The 16,156-nt window shown below is 41.9% G+C and carries 11 protein-coding genes; 1 reads left to right on the top strand and 10 read right to left on the bottom strand.

Annotated elements, in window-relative coordinates:
• From ABZB17_RS11010 to gcvT, 9 genes are all read right to left on the bottom strand, one after another.
• Positions 1 to 408 (bottom strand): SAF domain-containing protein (locus tag ABZB17_RS11010; protein WP_372650198.1); only part of this gene is annotated, 408 nt, incomplete at its 3' end.
• A 99-nt stretch (positions 409 to 507) separates the two neighbouring features.
• A complete protein-coding gene (locus ABZB17_RS11005) occupies positions 508 to 2,007 on the bottom strand; it encodes a tagaturonate reductase (RefSeq protein ID WP_372650197.1) in 1,500 nt (499 codons plus the stop codon).
• Between the two features lie 1,171 nt (positions 2,008 to 3,178).
• On the bottom strand, positions 3,179 to 3,772 hold the full coding sequence (locus ABZB17_RS11000) for a hypothetical protein (RefSeq protein WP_372650195.1): 594 nt from the start codon (positions 3,770 to 3,772) through the stop codon (positions 3,179 to 3,181).
• A 137-nt stretch (positions 3,773 to 3,909) separates the two neighbouring features.
• A complete protein-coding gene (locus ABZB17_RS10995) occupies positions 3,910 to 6,885 on the bottom strand; it encodes a PEP/pyruvate-binding domain-containing protein (RefSeq protein ID WP_372650193.1) in 2,976 nt (991 codons plus the stop codon).
• 162 nt (positions 6,886 to 7,047) lie between these two features.
• Positions 7,048 to 8,298: a DUF1015 domain-containing protein gene (locus ABZB17_RS10990; protein ID WP_372650191.1), complete on the bottom strand. Its 1,251-nt coding sequence runs from the start codon at positions 8,296 to 8,298 to the stop codon at positions 7,048 to 7,050.
• Between the two features lie 90 nt (positions 8,299 to 8,388).
• Positions 8,389 to 8,775: a four helix bundle protein gene (locus ABZB17_RS10985; protein ID WP_372650189.1), complete on the bottom strand. Its 387-nt coding sequence runs from the start codon at positions 8,773 to 8,775 to the stop codon at positions 8,389 to 8,391.
• 103 nt (positions 8,776 to 8,878) lie between these two features.
• Entirely contained in the window at positions 8,879 to 9,805 is a 927-nt protein-coding gene (locus ABZB17_RS10980) for an NAD(P)-dependent oxidoreductase (RefSeq protein ID WP_372650187.1), read from the bottom strand.
• Positions 9,806 to 9,876: 71 nt separating this feature from the next.
• Positions 9,877 to 10,944: a 3-phosphoserine/phosphohydroxythreonine transaminase gene (gene serC, locus ABZB17_RS10975; RefSeq protein ID WP_372650185.1), complete on the bottom strand. Its 1,068-nt coding sequence runs from the start codon at positions 10,942 to 10,944 to the stop codon at positions 9,877 to 9,879.
• 431 nt (positions 10,945 to 11,375) lie between these two features.
• Positions 11,376 to 12,461, bottom strand: a complete 1,086-nt coding sequence (gcvT, locus tag ABZB17_RS10970; protein WP_372650184.1) for a glycine cleavage system aminomethyltransferase GcvT — start codon at positions 12,459 to 12,461, stop codon at positions 11,376 to 11,378.
• A gap of 179 nt (positions 12,462 to 12,640) precedes the next feature.
• Between gcvT and ABZB17_RS10965 the strand changes: the two genes are divergently transcribed.
• Complete coding sequence (locus ABZB17_RS10965) at positions 12,641 to 12,985, top strand: Hpt domain-containing protein (protein ID WP_372650182.1); 345 nt, start codon at positions 12,641 to 12,643, stop codon at positions 12,983 to 12,985.
• 51 nt (positions 12,986 to 13,036) lie between these two features.
• On the opposite strand, the gene clpB is transcribed toward ABZB17_RS10965, so the two are convergent.
• Complete coding sequence (clpB, locus tag ABZB17_RS10960) at positions 13,037 to 15,625, bottom strand: ATP-dependent chaperone ClpB (protein WP_372650180.1); 2,589 nt, start codon at positions 15,623 to 15,625, stop codon at positions 13,037 to 13,039.
• Positions 15,626 to 16,156 lie beyond the last annotated feature (531 nt).

Genomic DNA, 16,156 nt, shown 5'->3' with positions numbered 1-16,156 from the left:
TCCGTTCACACAACCAACTGTTGGCACAATCCACAGCTCGTTACGAATTCCCACCTTGCCATTGCTACGTTTGTAACCCTCGAAAGTAAGCTCACGCCTGGCAACGGCAAGTTCGTTTAATTTCTGATCGAAAGAATAATTAATGGTGCCCGAAAGATTTGTTTTCAGATTCTGAACATGTATGTGTTCTCCGGCTTCGATGGCTTGTGTAGCATGGCCAATAGGTGCACCATATTTTATTATATCCTTGTTTTCGGCAATAGCAGTAAGTGCAATTTTGTGCCCTTTAGGAACATCACCGACAACTGTCAGTTTCTGTCTGTCAACCTCAATGATTTCACCTGCCGAAAAATCTTTTAAGGCGATGATCACATTGTCGGTTGGATTTATTTTTATAAAGTCTGCCATTTCAGTTTTCTTAAAAGTTTCTCGCAGATGGCGCAGATAACATAGATCTTAAACAATTAATTCCAGCGAAATCCGCGTAATCTGCGAGAAAGTATTTGTTTAATTGCTCATTTTATCAATGGTAATCTGCATCAGCGGATTGTCTTCGCTTAGTACCGCTTTAACGGCTTTTTTCATGCCCACCTGTGTAATCAGGAAGAGGTAGTGACTAACAGTAATCGTGAGGTTTGGAATATCATTCAGGTTTTGTTTCCAAACTTTATCAAGGCTTAATACTTTTTCGCACAAATTGTAAATCGAAATCGGGCGACCGTCGCATTCAGCCCAGGCTTCTTTATAGAAATCAACGATCCACTCATCGTCCTGAACGTTGTAGGCTTCGCCATTGGCTTCGCCTTTAAAATAAGCGATCATCGCTGCCAGCGAGAACACCAGCTTTTGTGGCAACATGCCGTGTTTTTGTTCGAAGTTAATCAACGATGGCAGGTTACGTGTTTCCCATTTCGACATGGCGTTTAAGGCAATACTTTGCCACTGATGACGAATAAACGGATTGGCAAAACGCTCCAAAATCTTGTTTGCAAATTTCTTCAGTTCCTTTTCTGTTCCATCCAGAACCGTTAATACCTCGTCGTACACCAGCTCTTTCATAAAACTACCCACCTCAAGGTTTTCGTAGGCATCGCGCACGGTTTCAATTCCGCTCAGGTACGACACGGCATAACTTCCGGTGTGACAACCATTCAGCACCTGTACTTTTTGCTCGCGAAAACGTTTCATGTCTTTTACAAACTTCACTTCCAAACCGGCTTTTTCAGCAGGAAACTCATCCTGCACCCAGTCCGGCGCTTCAATTACCCACAGGTGGAAATATTCGCCAACCACAACCAGATTATCTTCGTAACCCAGTTCCTCCTGAATTTCTTTGATCTCATCTTTTGGGAATCCCGGAACAATGCGGTCAACCAGCGTGCTGCAGAAACAACAGGCCTCGTTCACCCAGCTAATAAAATCGTCGCCAAGGTTCCATTTTTCGGCATGTTGCAAAACGAATTTCTTAAGGATATCTCCGTTTCGGTCGATCAGCTCGCAGGCGAAAAAGATCAGACCTTTTGATTTGTCGCCATCAAATTCGTTGTAGCGCATGTATAACATTGACGCCACTTTTGCCGGAAACGACGTTTGAGGAGTCATATCCAGCGTATCGTTTTCTTCCCAGCTGATACCGGCTTCGGTAGTATTCGAAAACACAAAACGAAGATCGGGATTCAGTATACTTTCTTTGTACGATTCGAACTCGGTGTATGGATTAATGCCTTTATTGATACAGTCGATCAGCGAAAATTCGGTTACCGGCTTTCCGTTTTTAATCCCTTTCAGGTAAACATGGTAAAGCCCGTCCTGGTCGTTTAGCATGTTAAACATACCGTTTGGCAGCGGCTGCACCACATCAACACCGGCATTAAAACCGATCTCTTTGTTCATTTTATCCACAATCCAATCGGTAAAAGCACGTAAAAAATTTCCTTCGCCAAACTGAAGTATGCGTGTTGGGTAACTATTTGTTTCCGTTGCGTTGGTACGATCTAATTTCTTCATCATCAAAAAATCTATAACCTTATTTCACAGGTGTAATTAGTACTTTATTTATTGTTTTGAGCGGGCAAATATAAGTTTTTAATGTTTCCCGTTAACGTTAACGGATTGAATTATTTTTACTCATTTTTAAAGATAAACACCCGATAAACACACCGAAAGCGCCTGTTTTCAGGGAGAATGAGAACTATTTTTAAGCACTAAAAAGTTTATTCGATTTTTTGGAGGGTTAAGAGAATGTTAAACGGGGTAAAAACAGAGCATAAAAAACCTACATGACAGGGAATCACCAATGGGAATGAAAGATTTTTTTTTGCCCGGAGCTTTCTACGTTTTTATTTATGCAGATGCTTGGTAGTTACTTTCGTTTTTTTCGTCCGGTACAGCGAACAAGCGCGATCCAACTTTCTTCGCCGGACGAGATCGGGTTTATCTATATTCCCGGTGCTTCCTGACTGTCGTCACTCGCACCGGGTTATTGCCTGCGCCCCTTTGGGGCTGTTATAAAAACGCTGAAGGTGCCCGATCTTTTAAACGGGAAAAATAGTGTATTCCTTCTGCCTACCTACAACTTACCAATCTCACCATCGGGAGGATTTACTCCAGCATTTGTAAACAGTTTCGTTATTGTCGGCAATTATTTTAGCAACCACAGCTGCAAATGCGCCGTAACGATTTAATTAAAGGCGTACAACGTTTTTTCCTTTCATTAAATGATTATTGGGCGGGCACGATGTTTTTGAGCCGTTATTAAATGATTAAACCACGGGCACAGCAGTTTAACTCCGCTATTAAATGATTACACGGTGGGCACAATGATTTTAGCCTTTAATTAAATGATTACACAGCAGCCACAAGGTTTTTGTCCTATACCTGACCGGCATTTAACGATTTGAAATTTTTCGGAGCAAATTGTACATTATAAAAAGCTGCCCTTTTTTATTGTCACCGAAAAAACAATTATATTTAATGTACTATATACTGACAAATGACTCAGAAATTCTTGAATTGGAGAATGGAATCTTAAAAAACAAAGAATAAAAACCTGCTACTAACACAGTACATATTTCAGAGCGGGGTTCGGTGGTAAGTCAACTATTAATACCCTACAATGATTCTACAGAAAAATTCACCAAGAAAAACACAATACAAAACAACTACCCTATTGAAACTTTTATACCACCTTTTTCCCGCTGTAATGGAAATAAGTTACTACTGATTCAACGGCAATCCGGATAGCTTCACCAATCGGATATTGTTTCTGGGCTTCTTTAAAATCGATAAACTGCAAGCGCTGATAATAAGCTGTAGCCTTGGGCCCCAATGGTTTTTTCAGCAAAATTCCATTCGCTTTTGCAAGCAATACTGCCTGTTCCTCATTTATCGTTTTACATGCCGCAATAAGCCGTGTGCCGTGTTTATCGGTACGGTAATTATACGAGAATAAGCGGCATATTAATCCTCGTTGTTCGTAAAACATACAGCCTGCGCGCCTGTTTTCGGTTGACATATAATTTAAGATCGGGCAAATTTTCGGGTCGTTTATCTGATCAATATTCGTAAGCACACTATCCGCCAAATTGTGCTTATGCAAATAATAGGCTAACGGATAAAACTCAAGAGCCGAAGCGGTAATATTTGAAGTGGTGCAGCATTTAATACAATTATCGACACAATGCAGACCCGTTTTTTCCTGTAATTTCAGGATATCTTTTTCCAGTGTTTTGAATAATTTTTCAACAGCACGGACTTTGCGCACTATATTCATAAAATCAAAAAATTAGTACCCAAATATATACAGGAAAACAAATAATTATTCCGGGCCGCTAAAATATTTTTTGCGAAACAAAAACCCATTCAACTCACTGCAATTAGTAGACTAATGCATGCCTATACAGTTTGCTTCTAGCAGTGAATTAAAACACGCCGGTCGCGCCCGTTCATTAAAATGGTGAGTGGTTTATCAAACTGCACATGTTTTATAAATTCGGTTTCGCGAAGCACCGGTTGTTGTTTCAAAGCCTCCATTTTTAGTTGTGTGTTTCGCGAATTATGCGGCACCGAAAAGTAGCCCACATTCATCGACGTTACATTGTGGAAAAAGTGCGAGCCCAGCGAAGCATCGAGCGGGAAATCGGGTAAGCCCATTTCAACAATTATTTTGGCTTTCGAGATGTTTGCCCACAACACCGGAATTCCGGTATACGGATCGCGCGAACCCCAGCGCCCCGGCCCGATAAGAATATACGAGCGGTCCTCTTTTTCGAACCAGTCGTTTAATTTACTGATCTCCTGCGCCATTTGTTTGGTCTTCATTTTGTCGAACTTATCCGGATCGACAAAAACCACATCGTGAATGTCTTTAATTTTGCCATTGCCCATTCCGTGCTCGGCATACATAAATACCTTTTCTTCATCCACCATTTCAATATCCACTTCCACCTGTTCCTCGATACGGATAAGCGGTTTTATCTGCAATAGATAAAGCGTTGGTTTACCGTTTTCTGCCGGCTCCAAATCCAGGGCATATTCAATCTCCACCGGCGATCCCATGGCTTCCTTAAACAGTTTTAGCAGCAGCTGCAACACATCGGCAAGCGGCAGATGGTTGTATTTTAATATATTGGCAAAGTCAATCACTTTTGGTCCCGGTCCCTGAACTCCCGGTATCAGATCGTCGTTCTCGATTATATAAGTGGATGCCGAATGCTCGAGCGTTCCGTCTTTTTCGGCTTCTTTTATGCGGTATTTTTTTATGGCTGCATCTTCGCCATCGCTTGCCAAATCAAAGTCAGGGTTCGACAAATCGATGGCATAAAACTGTTTCTGCGTATCGCGCAACAAATCTTTTAACGACGATGCATTCAGGCTCGGGTATTTCGGACAGAACCGGAATGCATTCTCTCCACCAACCACATACATTCCGAGGCCAACGGCAGCTACCGAAAAGCCATCTTCCGGCTCCATGTAAGCAATGGGGTAATAATTATACGACTGCGCCACCCCCGAAAGTGTAGGATAATATTTATCGTTGTACTCGTGGCCAATCACTTCCTGAATAACCACCGCCATTTTTTCCTCTTCAATTTTGTAATTCACCGCATCGAAATACGCCTGTGCCGACTCGGTAAAAATGCTGGAATAAACCAGCTTGATGGCCATTTCAAGATGTTGGTAACGCACCTCCAAATCGGGATGATTATTCGGAATAAGATAGGTAGCATAAACCCCCGAAAACGGTTGTAGCAGCGAATCTTCGAATAATCCCGACGAGCGCACTGCCAGCGGCCTTTTGATCTTTTTAAGGTACTCGATCAGCCTTTTTCTGATTTTATCATCGAATTCCGACTCCAGGAAATGTTTCCGTATAGCATTGTAATCGTTAAACGAGTAGATATCGTCGTACAGGTTATTGGTCTCGATAAACTTATCAAACTCCAGCGCTCCAATTACCGATGTTGAAGGAATGCGGATATTCATTTCAGGAATCAGTTTCGCGAAGTCGATGTTCTCGATAAAATTGCAGATAAAGGCAATACCTCTCCCCTTTCCGCCCAGCGAACCTTTGGCCATACGCACGATAAAGCGGCTGGACGACACAAATTCGGAGTCGAAATTTACAATGGTACCCCGCAAGCGTTCGAAGCGCACTTTTTTAAAACTGTCGAGACAAAACTGTCGCAGTTCTTCAGGCGAATCAAAATCCGACATTTGAATCGGCATCAGTAATTCTGCCAGGTTGATCTCGCCACGCGCCATTAGCCAGGTGGAAAAAGAGTTTCTGCTTCCGTGATATTGCAACGATTCTTCGGGAATATCTCTGAATTTCTCCTGAAACTCCACCAGGTTTTTTGCCTGCGCAATGGGCAACCCATCCATCCCTTTAAAAACAAAGTTTCCGAATCCCAAGCGCCGATACAGGAAATTGAAAATATCCATCGACAGGCTCTCCGAGTTTTTATTGATAAAATCGGCACCTACCTCTTTGGCACGTTGAGCATTGGAAATGTCGTGCGATTGCAAAAGCAATGGAATAGGAAATTTCCGGGTTGATTGTGTAAACTTCAGCAAATCAATACCGGCATCTTCGTCTTCTACTCCATTTCGTTCAAACTTCACATCAGAAATTACACACAACATGTACCGCCGGTAGCTGTTTATAAATTTCACTGCCTCCTCGTAGTTGTCAGCCAGAATTACTTTTGGCCTCGCCCGCATCCGTAAAATTTTATGCAGTTCATCAGCGGCATCTTCATTCACCAAAACCTGCGTTTGGGTCATTACCGTGGTGTAAAGCATTGGCAGGTAACGCGAGTAATACTGAATACTGTCTTCCACCAACAAGATTATCCGAACGCTACCATTTTGTGTATCGCGTGCCACGTTGCTTTTGTCCTCGATGTATTTGATCATGGCCATAAAAACATTCGAGTTGCCGTTCCACACAAAAATGCGGTCGATAAAATCGAGTTTTCGGCGCTCGGCCTTGAAGAAACGCAAATCGGCATTGTTATTCACCAACAACAAAAGAGGTACTTTTGGGCGCAAATCCCTAATGGCACGGGCGGTTTCAACCGGTGTGTGTTTATCCATTCCGGCCATTACAATTATCAGGTCGAAATCGCGGTGTTCCAGTATAAGCGTTGCCTCTTCCTGGGTGTGCACACTGGTAAAACGAGGCGCAGCGTAAAGGTTTAGCTGCAAGTATTCGCCAAAAATTTTATCGCTGAACTGCCCCTCGCGCACAATGGAATACGAGTCGTAAAGCGTGGCCACCAGCAGTACTTCTTTTACTTTGGTGGGCATTAGCTCCTGGAAAATATCGCGGTCGTTTTTGCGCTTTTTGTAAATGGTAGATAAAGATATGTTGTCGATGTCCATTGCTGATCGTATTTAGCTTTTGAAGTTAGGGAATTTTTGGTTTTTGAAGAATGACAGGCATAAAAAAATCCCGATCCGTCAGCTGACGGACCGGGATATAATATTGTCGAGTCATCAGCTCACAGTTTGCGACAACATATAGTGAGCGGATGACTTAAAAGTTTAGTCTAATTTATGAATCACTAACCCTGAGCGTAATTTTGGTTCGAACCAGGTTGTTTTTGGTGGCATAATATTTCCGCTGTCGGCAATGTTTATTAATTGCTGCATCGAAACCGGGTACAGTGCAAAGGCTGCCTTCATTTCGCCCGAATCAACACGGCGTTTCAGTTCTGCCAAACCACGGATACCTCCAACAAAATCAATACGTTTTGACGTACGCAAATCTTTGATATCCAAAATCGGATCGAGCACCTGGTTAGAAAGGATCGTTACATCCAGAATTCCAATCGGATCTGAATCATCAAAAGTTCCCTCTTTGGCAGTTAATTTATACCAGTTTCCGGCCAGGTACAAACTGAATTCGTGCAATGCCGATGGTTTAAAAATCTCAGTTCCCATGTTCTCCACATCGAAACCTAAGGAAAGCTCGGCAAGGAAATCGATTTCCGATAAACCGTTCAAGTCGGTTACTACACGGTTGTAATCGATAATCTGCAGTTGGTTATCCGGAAAATGTACAGCCATAAAATAGTTGTACTCCTCATTGCCTGTATGATTTGGATTCTGCGACGTTTTTTCGGCACCAATTCGCGCAGCAGCAGCAGTTCGGTGGTGACCATCGGCCACATAAGTAAACGGAACTTTCTCTTCAAAAAGTTGCTCGAGTTTTGCATTTGTTTCGGCATCGTCGATGGTCCAGAAATGGTGACCAAAACCATCTTCTGCAGTAAAATCGTAATCGGCAGCTTTGCTTTTTACAATGTTCTCAACAATGGCGTCGATTTCAGCCACGGCTTTGTAGGCAAAAAATACAGGCTCGATGTTGGCATTCAAATAACGTGTTAAAACCATGCGATCTTCCTCTTTCTCCGGACGCGTAAGTTCGTGCTTTTTAATAATGCCGTTTTCGTAATCGGCACAGGCAGCAGCACCTACAATTCCGTACTGGGTAATCCCATTCATGGTTTGTGCATAAATATAATATTTGGCCTCGGCATCGTCCTGTAGCCAACCTTTATCCTGAAAAGCTTTGAAGTTTTCAACGGCTTTGTTGTATACCGTTTCAGAGTGAATATCGTCCACTCCCGGGCATTCAATTTCGGCTTTTGTAATACGAAGCAACGATTTCTCTTTTCCTTCAGCCATTACAGCTGCTTCTTCCGAATTCATTACGTCGTAAGGAAGACATGCCAGTTCTTCAACAATTTCTTTTTGAGGACGAAGTCCTTTGAATGGTTTTATTATCGCCATGTTAAATTTACAGTTTATATGTTATTGAGTAAATGAGTGAATGAGTTAGTTTCACTCAGTAGCCATACACAAATTTTGATACAAAAGTAGTTATTTATTCAGTTTCCTATTTAAAAATTTCTTGTATCCGGCTGCTAATTTCGATAATTCAGTAAGGGAAGTTCTTGCCTCGATATAACTTTGTTCATCAATGTAATTTCTTCTGAAAGCTATTGTTGAACAAGCTAAACATTCGCGAATTGAGCCACGCACAATTCGCAAATATCTTAAAGACAACGGAATACTCTCTCCGTATCCTTCCGCAACATTTAGTGAAATTGAAGTAGCTGCCCGGTTCAACTGGCTTCCCAATTCAAACCTTTCTTCTTTAGGAAACCGGATTATTAAATCGTAAACAAAATCTGTGAAATCGAGTGATTTTTTGTACAACTCCAACGATTCGAAATCGAAGAAACTGGAATGAGGATAATTTTTCATAATGATTGAATTTTAGGATGATCGTAAAAGTTACAAAAAACAACACACTTTTACCAACCAACTTCTGCTCCTCAATAACTCATTCACCAAAATTACTCACTCACTATTTTACCTTATTCACCTGATGTGTATTATCGCCATTTTCAAAGAAATCGACAATTTGCTGAGCCGCTGCCAGCCCGGCATTTAAGTTGGCCTCGGCTGTTTGTGCACCGGCTTTTTTAGGTGTAAAGAAAAATCTTCCGGGGAATTTCTCCACGAATTCAGCTTCACTATCGGGCGTAAGATCCGACATGTATTTGATGCCCGGTTTTTCTTCCATACATTTTACCAGATCGGGCTCGTTGATGACCTCTTTTCGGGCGGTGTTTACCAAAATGCTTCCATCTTTTAAGTGACACAATACTTCGGCACTTACCGACTTAATATGCTCGCCACGTGCCGGAACATGAATGGAAACAATATCGCTTTTTTCGTAGAGGTCTTCCAGCGATTTAGCCACTTTCAGCCCGATTGCAGCTGCAGCGCCTTTACTGTAGCGGGTGTATACAATTACTTTCATTCCCATGGCACGTGCAATGCGGAAAACGTTACGGGCAACGTAACCAAAACCGTGCAATCCGAGTGTGCGACCACGCATTTCGCCACCTGGTTTTCCGGAGTACATTTCGCGCAAACCCATTATGGACAAACCAATCGCTAATTCGGCAACGGCATTTGCGTTTTGTCCGGGCGTATTCATTACCACAATGTTGTTGGCTGTAGCAGCATCCAAATCAACATTGTCGTAACCGGCACCAGCGCGTACTACGATTTTTAGTTTTTTACCGGCGTTTAGTACTTCCTTATCAAACTTATCGCTGCGGATTATTGCCGCGTCAACATCGGCAACGGCTTCCAACAGCTCTTGTTTTTCGGTGTACCTCTCGAGCAACTGAAGCTCGTAACCGGCTTTCTCAAAAATTTTACTGATTTTTTTTACAGCAACCGGGGCAAACGGTTTTTCTGTAGCTATTAATACTTTTCTCATCACTCATAAAAATTTAGGTAGAAAAAATGCAGGACGTCTGCCCTGCATTTTCGATCGTTTTATAAATTGAATTACTTCATTTTTTCAAACTCCTGCATGGCATCTACCAATGCCTGAATACTTTCAACAGGCATTGCATTGTAAATTGAGGCTCTGAAACCACCAACCGAGCGGTGTCCTTTTATTCCCAACATACCTTTTGCAGTTGCGAAATCCATAAACTCCTTCTCCAATTCAGCATACTCCGGAGTCATTATAAAAGTTACGTTCATTAACGAACGATCTTCTTTTGCCAGTACGGTACCCTGGAACATTTTATTACGATCGATTTCATCGTAAAGGATTTTTGCTTTTTCAATGTTCTTTTGCTCCATTGCTTCCACTCCGCCGTTTTCTTTTAACCAGATTAAGGTTTGCAAACAAGCAAAAACAGGAAGTGTTGATGGTGTATTAAACATCGACTCGGCTTTAATATGCGTAGTGTAATCCAACATGGTTGGAATCGGGCGCTCAACTTTTCCAAGAGCTGCATCTTTTACAATTACCAGAGTAGCTCCTGATGGTCCCAGGTTTTTCTGTGCACCGGCGTAGATCAAATCGTATTTCGACACATCGATCGGGCGACTGAAAATATCTGACGACATATCGGCTACCAAAGGCACATCAACTTCCGGAGTAGGAATTTGTGTTCCGTAAATGGTATTATTTGATGTATAGTGAAAATAACTTACATCCGATGGCACTTCGTAACCTTTTGGAATGTAGTTATAAACGGTGTCGGCCGATGAAGCAACTTCAACAACTTCGCCAAGAAATTTGGCTTCTTTAATGGCTTTTTTCGACCATGCACCTGTATTTAAATATGCTGCTTTTTTATCCAGTAAATTGTATGGAGCCATTAAAAACTGTGTACTGGCACCACCTTGCAAGAAAAGCACCGAATAACCTTCCGGCACTTTAAGTAATTCTTTTACCAAAGCAACTGCCTCGTCCATTACAGCAACAAACTCTTTACTACGGTGCGAAACTTCCATTACAGAAAGTCCTGTTCCGGCAAAGTTCAGAGCAGCCTCAGCAGTTTTTTCCTTTGTAAATTCGGGCAGAATTGAAGGTCCTGCGTAAAAATTGTGCTTCTTCATATAATACAACAATTAAGGTGAGTAATTAAATTTTTTACCTTTTAAACACCACTATAAAGTTCTTAAATAGTGATTGTTTAGCCGATGAGAAAAATCAAGTTTATTTTATTTTTATGAGTTTTAAAACACTGATTAACAACACAAAAACAGATGATTAATATCATTCCAACTGTCTCTGCGACGTTAACGCTGTCGGTATCAATCTGTTATTTCATACAAAAATATCTTATTCCAGACAACAATACCCTATTTTGCTCAATAAATGATTTTTTAGGTGTAATATTTAAAAAGAATTTAAATAGACCTTCAGAATCGGGATTCGGTCAGCGAATATATTTCAGTGCACTGCGCTTTTGTAACCTGAGTTTCACAAATAAAAAAGCCGCCCGTAAAATACAGGCGGCCAAGTTTAGTTCGATTTGTTTTATTATTTAGATAAAAGGAAATTTCACAATTTCTGCAGGAATTACCTTGTTACGGATCTTCACAAAAATACCGGTACCAAATGCCGAGTATTCTTTGGCCACATAGCCCATTCCAATTCCTTTATTTAATACAGGCGACATGGTTCCTGAGGTAACTTCACCAATTGTTTCACCCTCTGAGTTTACCAGTTCGTATCCATGGCGTGGAATTCCTCGTCCGGTAAGCATAAAACCACGTAACCGGCGGGTAACACCTTCGTTTTTTTGCATGGTTAAAAATTCGCGGTCGATAAATTCGCGGCCGTTATTGAATTTGGTAATCCAACCCAAACCGGCTTCCAATGGCGATGTGGTGTCGTCGATATCGTTTCCGTACAGACAATATCCCATTTCCAAACGAAGCGTGTCGCGGGCAGCCAAACCAACTGGCTTGATACCTGCTTCGGCCCCGGCTTCAAAAATGGCGTTCCAAATTTGTTCGGCCACATTGTTTCTGAAGTACAACTCGAAACCACCGGCTCCGGTGTAACCTGTTGCAGAAATGATCACCTCATCAACTCCGGCAAATTTATCGGTAACGAAAGTGTAGAATTTTATTTCTGAAAGATTTACATCGGTTAACTTTTGAAGTACCTCGGTTGCTTTTGGCCCCTGAATAGCCAACTGGCTAATTTCATCTGAAGCATTTTCCAGCTCGGCACCAATCTCTTCGTTTTGCTGCACCACCCAGTTCCAGTCTTTCTCAATATTGGCAGCGTTAACTACCAGCATATATTTTTCAGGCTCGTAATAATACACCAGCAGGTCGTCAACAATTCCGCCTTTACCGTTTGGAAAACAGCTGTATTGTGCCTGCCCCAGTGTAAGAATCCGTGGATCGTTTGATGTAATTTTAGCTACCAGATCAAGTGCTTTCGGGCCTTTTACCCAAAATTCGCCCATGTGCGATACATCAAAAACACCAACGCTTTCGCGCACGGTCATGTGTTCATCTTTAATGCCACTATATTCAATAGGCATTTCGTACCCGGCGAACTCCACCATTTTGGCGCCTAATTTCTTGTGTATTGAATTAAATGCAGTTGTCTTCATTTTAATTTTTCAGTTATTAACGGATTCAGCTCGTTTGACAAACCGTTTATCTTTTTGAAGAAAGATTTCGTTGAGCAAAACTATGTATTCAAAAACGGTACAAATATGAATTTTATCAGCAACAGCACAAAAAGCTTTCCCGATTATTTTGCTAAATTGCTGGCCGCAATCATAAAAAAATGGACAACACATTTCAACACATCGATCCATCTCAGATCGAAACACTTGCAGGTGGAGACAAAGAATTCATCAAGGAAATGGCAGAAATTTTCCTCGAACAAATTGAAGAATTTGTGACGAACATGGGTTCATTCCTGCATGAAAAAAACTGGGAAAAACTGGCACGCGAGGCACACACGGCAAAATCGTCGGCAATGACATTTGGCATGGATGACACCGGGAATTTGCTAAAGAAAATTCAGTTGGAATGCGAGGCCAATAATCTCGATGATGTTCCCAGGATGGTTGAAGATGCAATCAGTCAGTTGCAGGCTGCATCCCCCGAAGTACAGGAGTTACTGTAATAAGAAAACGGCCCTCGAAAGAGAGCCGCCTTGCTTATATCCTTTGGTATTTTAATTGCTGAATACCAACGAATCATTTTCAAAATCGATTACAATCGGTTTCGACTTATCGACTTTGCCTGAAAGTATGCGTTTCGACAATTCATTCAGCACAAAGCGTTGAAGCACTCGTTTTACCGGACGAGCTCCAAAATGCGGATCGTAACCGATAGCCGACAACCACTCGCTTGCTTTTTCGCTTAACTCGATTTTCATGTCGTTTGAAGCCAAACGTTTTACGATTTGCTCAAACTGCAGGCGAACAATTTCTTTAATCGCGTCTTTCGATAACGGTGTGAATACAATCGTTTCATCAATACGGTTCAGGAACTCCGGTCGTATTGTTTTCCGCAACATCTCCAGCAGCTGGTTACGCGTTTTTTCCAGCACCTGGAATTCGTTGCTATCATTCATGGTTTCGTAATTCTCCTGAATAATGTGCGATCCCAGGTTAGATGTCATTATAATAATTGTATTCTTAAAGTTTACAGTCCGGCCTTTATTATCGGTTAAACGACCATCATCCAAAACCTGAAGCAACACGTTAAATACATCGGGGTGCGCTTTCTCAATCTCGTCGAAAAGCACCACCGAATAAGGCTTGTGGCGCACAGCTTCTGTTAACTGGCCACCTTCATCGTACCCCACATATCCCGGTGGCGAACCGATCAAACGGGTTACAGAGAATTTCTCCTGGTATTCCGACATATCGATACGGGTGATCATGTTCTCATCGTTAAACAGGTATTCGGCCAGGGCTTTTGCCAGCTCGGTTTTACCTACTCCCGTTGTTCCCAAAAAGATGAATGAACCAATTGGGCGTTTTTCGTCCTGCAATCCTGCACGGCTGCGGCGCACTGCATCCGAAATAGCCACAATAGCTTCGTCCTGTCCAATAACCCGGTTATGTAATTCGTCTTCCATGTGCAGTAACTTTTCGCGCTCGCTCTGCAACATTTTCGAAACCGGAATGCCGGTCCACCGTGCCACCACTTCGGCAATATCTTCCGTGTCAACCTCTTCTTTAATCAGGTTTTCACCTTTTTTCATTTCCTCCAGCTCGGCCTGCAGCTTTTCAATCCCGGCCTCCACCTCTTTTACTTTACCGTAGCGCAACTCGGCCACACGACCATAATCACCCTCACGCTCGGCTTGTTCAGCCTCAAACTTGTAAGTTTCAATCTCTTCTTTCTTTTTCTGAATGGCTTCAATTACCGATTTCTCCGATTGCCATTTGGCACGCAGCTGTGATTGTTCCTCTTTCAGATTCGATATTTCTTCATTTAGCAAATTAAGTTTTCTGGTATCATTTTCACGTTTTATCGCCTCGCGTTCAATCTCCAACTGTTTTACACGGCGCTGAATTTCATCCAGTTCCTCAGGAACGGAATCAATTTCCAGACGCAATTTTGCAGCAGCTTCATCCATTAAGTCGATAGCTTTATCGGGTAAAAACCGATCGGTAATATAACGTTGCGACAATTCAACAGACGCAATAATAGCATCGTCTTTTATCTGAACTTTATGGTGGTTTTCGTATTTCTCTTTAATACCACGCAAAATTGAAATGGCGCTTAATGTATCCGGCTCGTCAACATGTACGATCTGGAAACGACGCTCAAGCGCTTTATCTTTTTCGAAATATTTTTGATATTCGGCCAGTGTTGTTGCACCTACAGCGCGCAATTCGCCACGCGCCAATGCCGGTTTTAAAATATTAGCGGCATCCATTGCTCCTTCGCCTTTCCCAGCTCCAACCAGCGTGTGTATCTCGTCGATAAACAAAATTACCTCATCGTTCGACTGAACAACTTCGTTAACTACAGCCTTCAAACGCTCTTCGAATTCACCTTTGTATTTTGCCCCGGCAACCAAAGCTCCCATATCAAGCGAAAATACCTGTTTCGATTTCAGGTTTTCGGGCACGTCGCCACGTACGATACGGTGTGCCAGTCCTTCGGCAATTGCCGTTTTTCCGGTTCCGGGCTCGCCCAGCAAAATCGGGTTGTTTTTTGTACGGCGCGACAGGATCTGTAATATCCTGCGAATCTCATCATCACGTCCAATCACCGGATCGAGCTTACCCGATCGGGCACGTTCGTTCAGGTTGATGGCAAAACGATTTAAGGAGTTGAACTTATCTTCGGCGGTTTGGCTGTCAACTTTCGATCCTTTTCGTAATTCTTCAACAGCCAGTTTCAGCTCTTTTTTTGTAATACCATTGTCTTTCATTAAACGGCTGGTATTGTCTTTAACTTCGAGCAGTGCCAGTAAAATGTGCTCAACCGAAACATACTGGTCGCCCATTTCCTGCGCCAGTCCAAGTGCTTTTTGCAAAGCCTGGTTCGCTCCGGAAGAAAGGTACTGTTCAGCTCCGGATACTTTTGGATACGACTGAATAATCTGATCGAGTGTCTGTGTGAAAATAGGAATGTTTACATCCAGTTTTTTAAGTAAAAATCCGGTAACATTCTCGGCTGAATGAAGTACTCCGCGAAGAATATGACCGGTTTCAATTGCCTGCTGGTTGTTTCCCTGGGCAATTTGAAAAGCCTGTTGAATGGCTTCCTGCGATTTTATGGTGAAATTATTAAAATTCATGGCTTTATGTATTAAAATTCGAAAATACCAGAAACAATAGTCAAGCCATAACCAACTGACAGACAGAATGTCGCAACCACACAAAAATATACAGAAACAATTTCAGGAAAGTGGGAATATGTATGAAAAAGTGGCAGAATTGGGCATAAAAAAACAGAGACAATCAACTATTATCTCTGTTTCCTAACCTAACCAAATCTATTTCTATGAAAAAAACACTTAAACTATTCAAATCTATGCAACAAAATTACGCCGTATTTTAGTTAACGCGTATCAACGGAAGTTAAAGAATGTTATAAGTTTAATAATTCTATTCTACCGGATAGAAAAGTTAAAAACCGGAAGCGAGTGGTTCACCCAAAAAAACGGGCATAAAAAAACAGAGACGTTTTAAATTCATCTCTGTTTCCTAACCTAACCAAATCTATTCTCTATGAAAAAACACTTAAACTATTCAAATTCTATGTTACAAAAATACGGCGCATTTTAGTTAACGCGTATCAACGGAAGTTAAAGAATGTTAACAGTTTA

The sequence above is a fragment of the Draconibacterium sp. genome, assembly GCF_041583095.1.
GTDB lineage: Bacteria > Bacteroidota > Bacteroidia > Bacteroidales > Prolixibacteraceae > Draconibacterium.
The sequence above is the reverse complement of the archived record's forward strand: the minus strand, read 5'-3'. Positions and strand labels throughout refer to the sequence as shown.

Coding starts and splice junctions, on each gene's coding strand:
- ABZB17_RS11005 (WP_372650197.1), bottom strand. CDS start 2,007: ATGAAGAAATTAGATCGTACCAACGCAACGGAAACAAATAGTTACCCA.
- ABZB17_RS11000 (WP_372650195.1), bottom strand. CDS start 3,772: ATGAATATAGTGCGCAAAGTCCGTGCTGTTGAAAAATTATTCAAAACA.
- ABZB17_RS10995 (WP_372650193.1), bottom strand. CDS start 6,885: ATGGACATCGACAACATATCTTTATCTACCATTTACAAAAAGCGCAAA.
- ABZB17_RS10990 (WP_372650191.1), bottom strand. CDS start 8,298: ATGGCGATAATAAAACCATTCAAAGGACTTCGTCCTCAAAAAGAAATT.
- ABZB17_RS10985 (WP_372650189.1), bottom strand. CDS start 8,775: ATGAAAAATTATCCTCATTCCAGTTTCTTCGATTTCGAATCGTTGGAG.
- ABZB17_RS10980 (WP_372650187.1), bottom strand. CDS start 9,805: ATGAGAAAAGTATTAATAGCTACAGAAAAACCGTTTGCCCCGGTTGCT.
- serC (WP_372650185.1), bottom strand. CDS start 10,944: ATGAAGAAGCACAATTTTTACGCAGGACCTTCAATTCTGCCCGAATTT.
- gcvT (WP_372650184.1), bottom strand. CDS start 12,461: ATGAAGACAACTGCATTTAATTCAATACACAAGAAATTAGGCGCCAAA.
- ABZB17_RS10965 (WP_372650182.1), top strand. CDS start 12,641: ATGGACAACACATTTCAACACATCGATCCATCTCAGATCGAAACACTT.
- clpB (WP_372650180.1), bottom strand. CDS start 15,625: ATGAATTTTAATAATTTCACCATAAAATCGCAGGAAGCCATTCAACAG.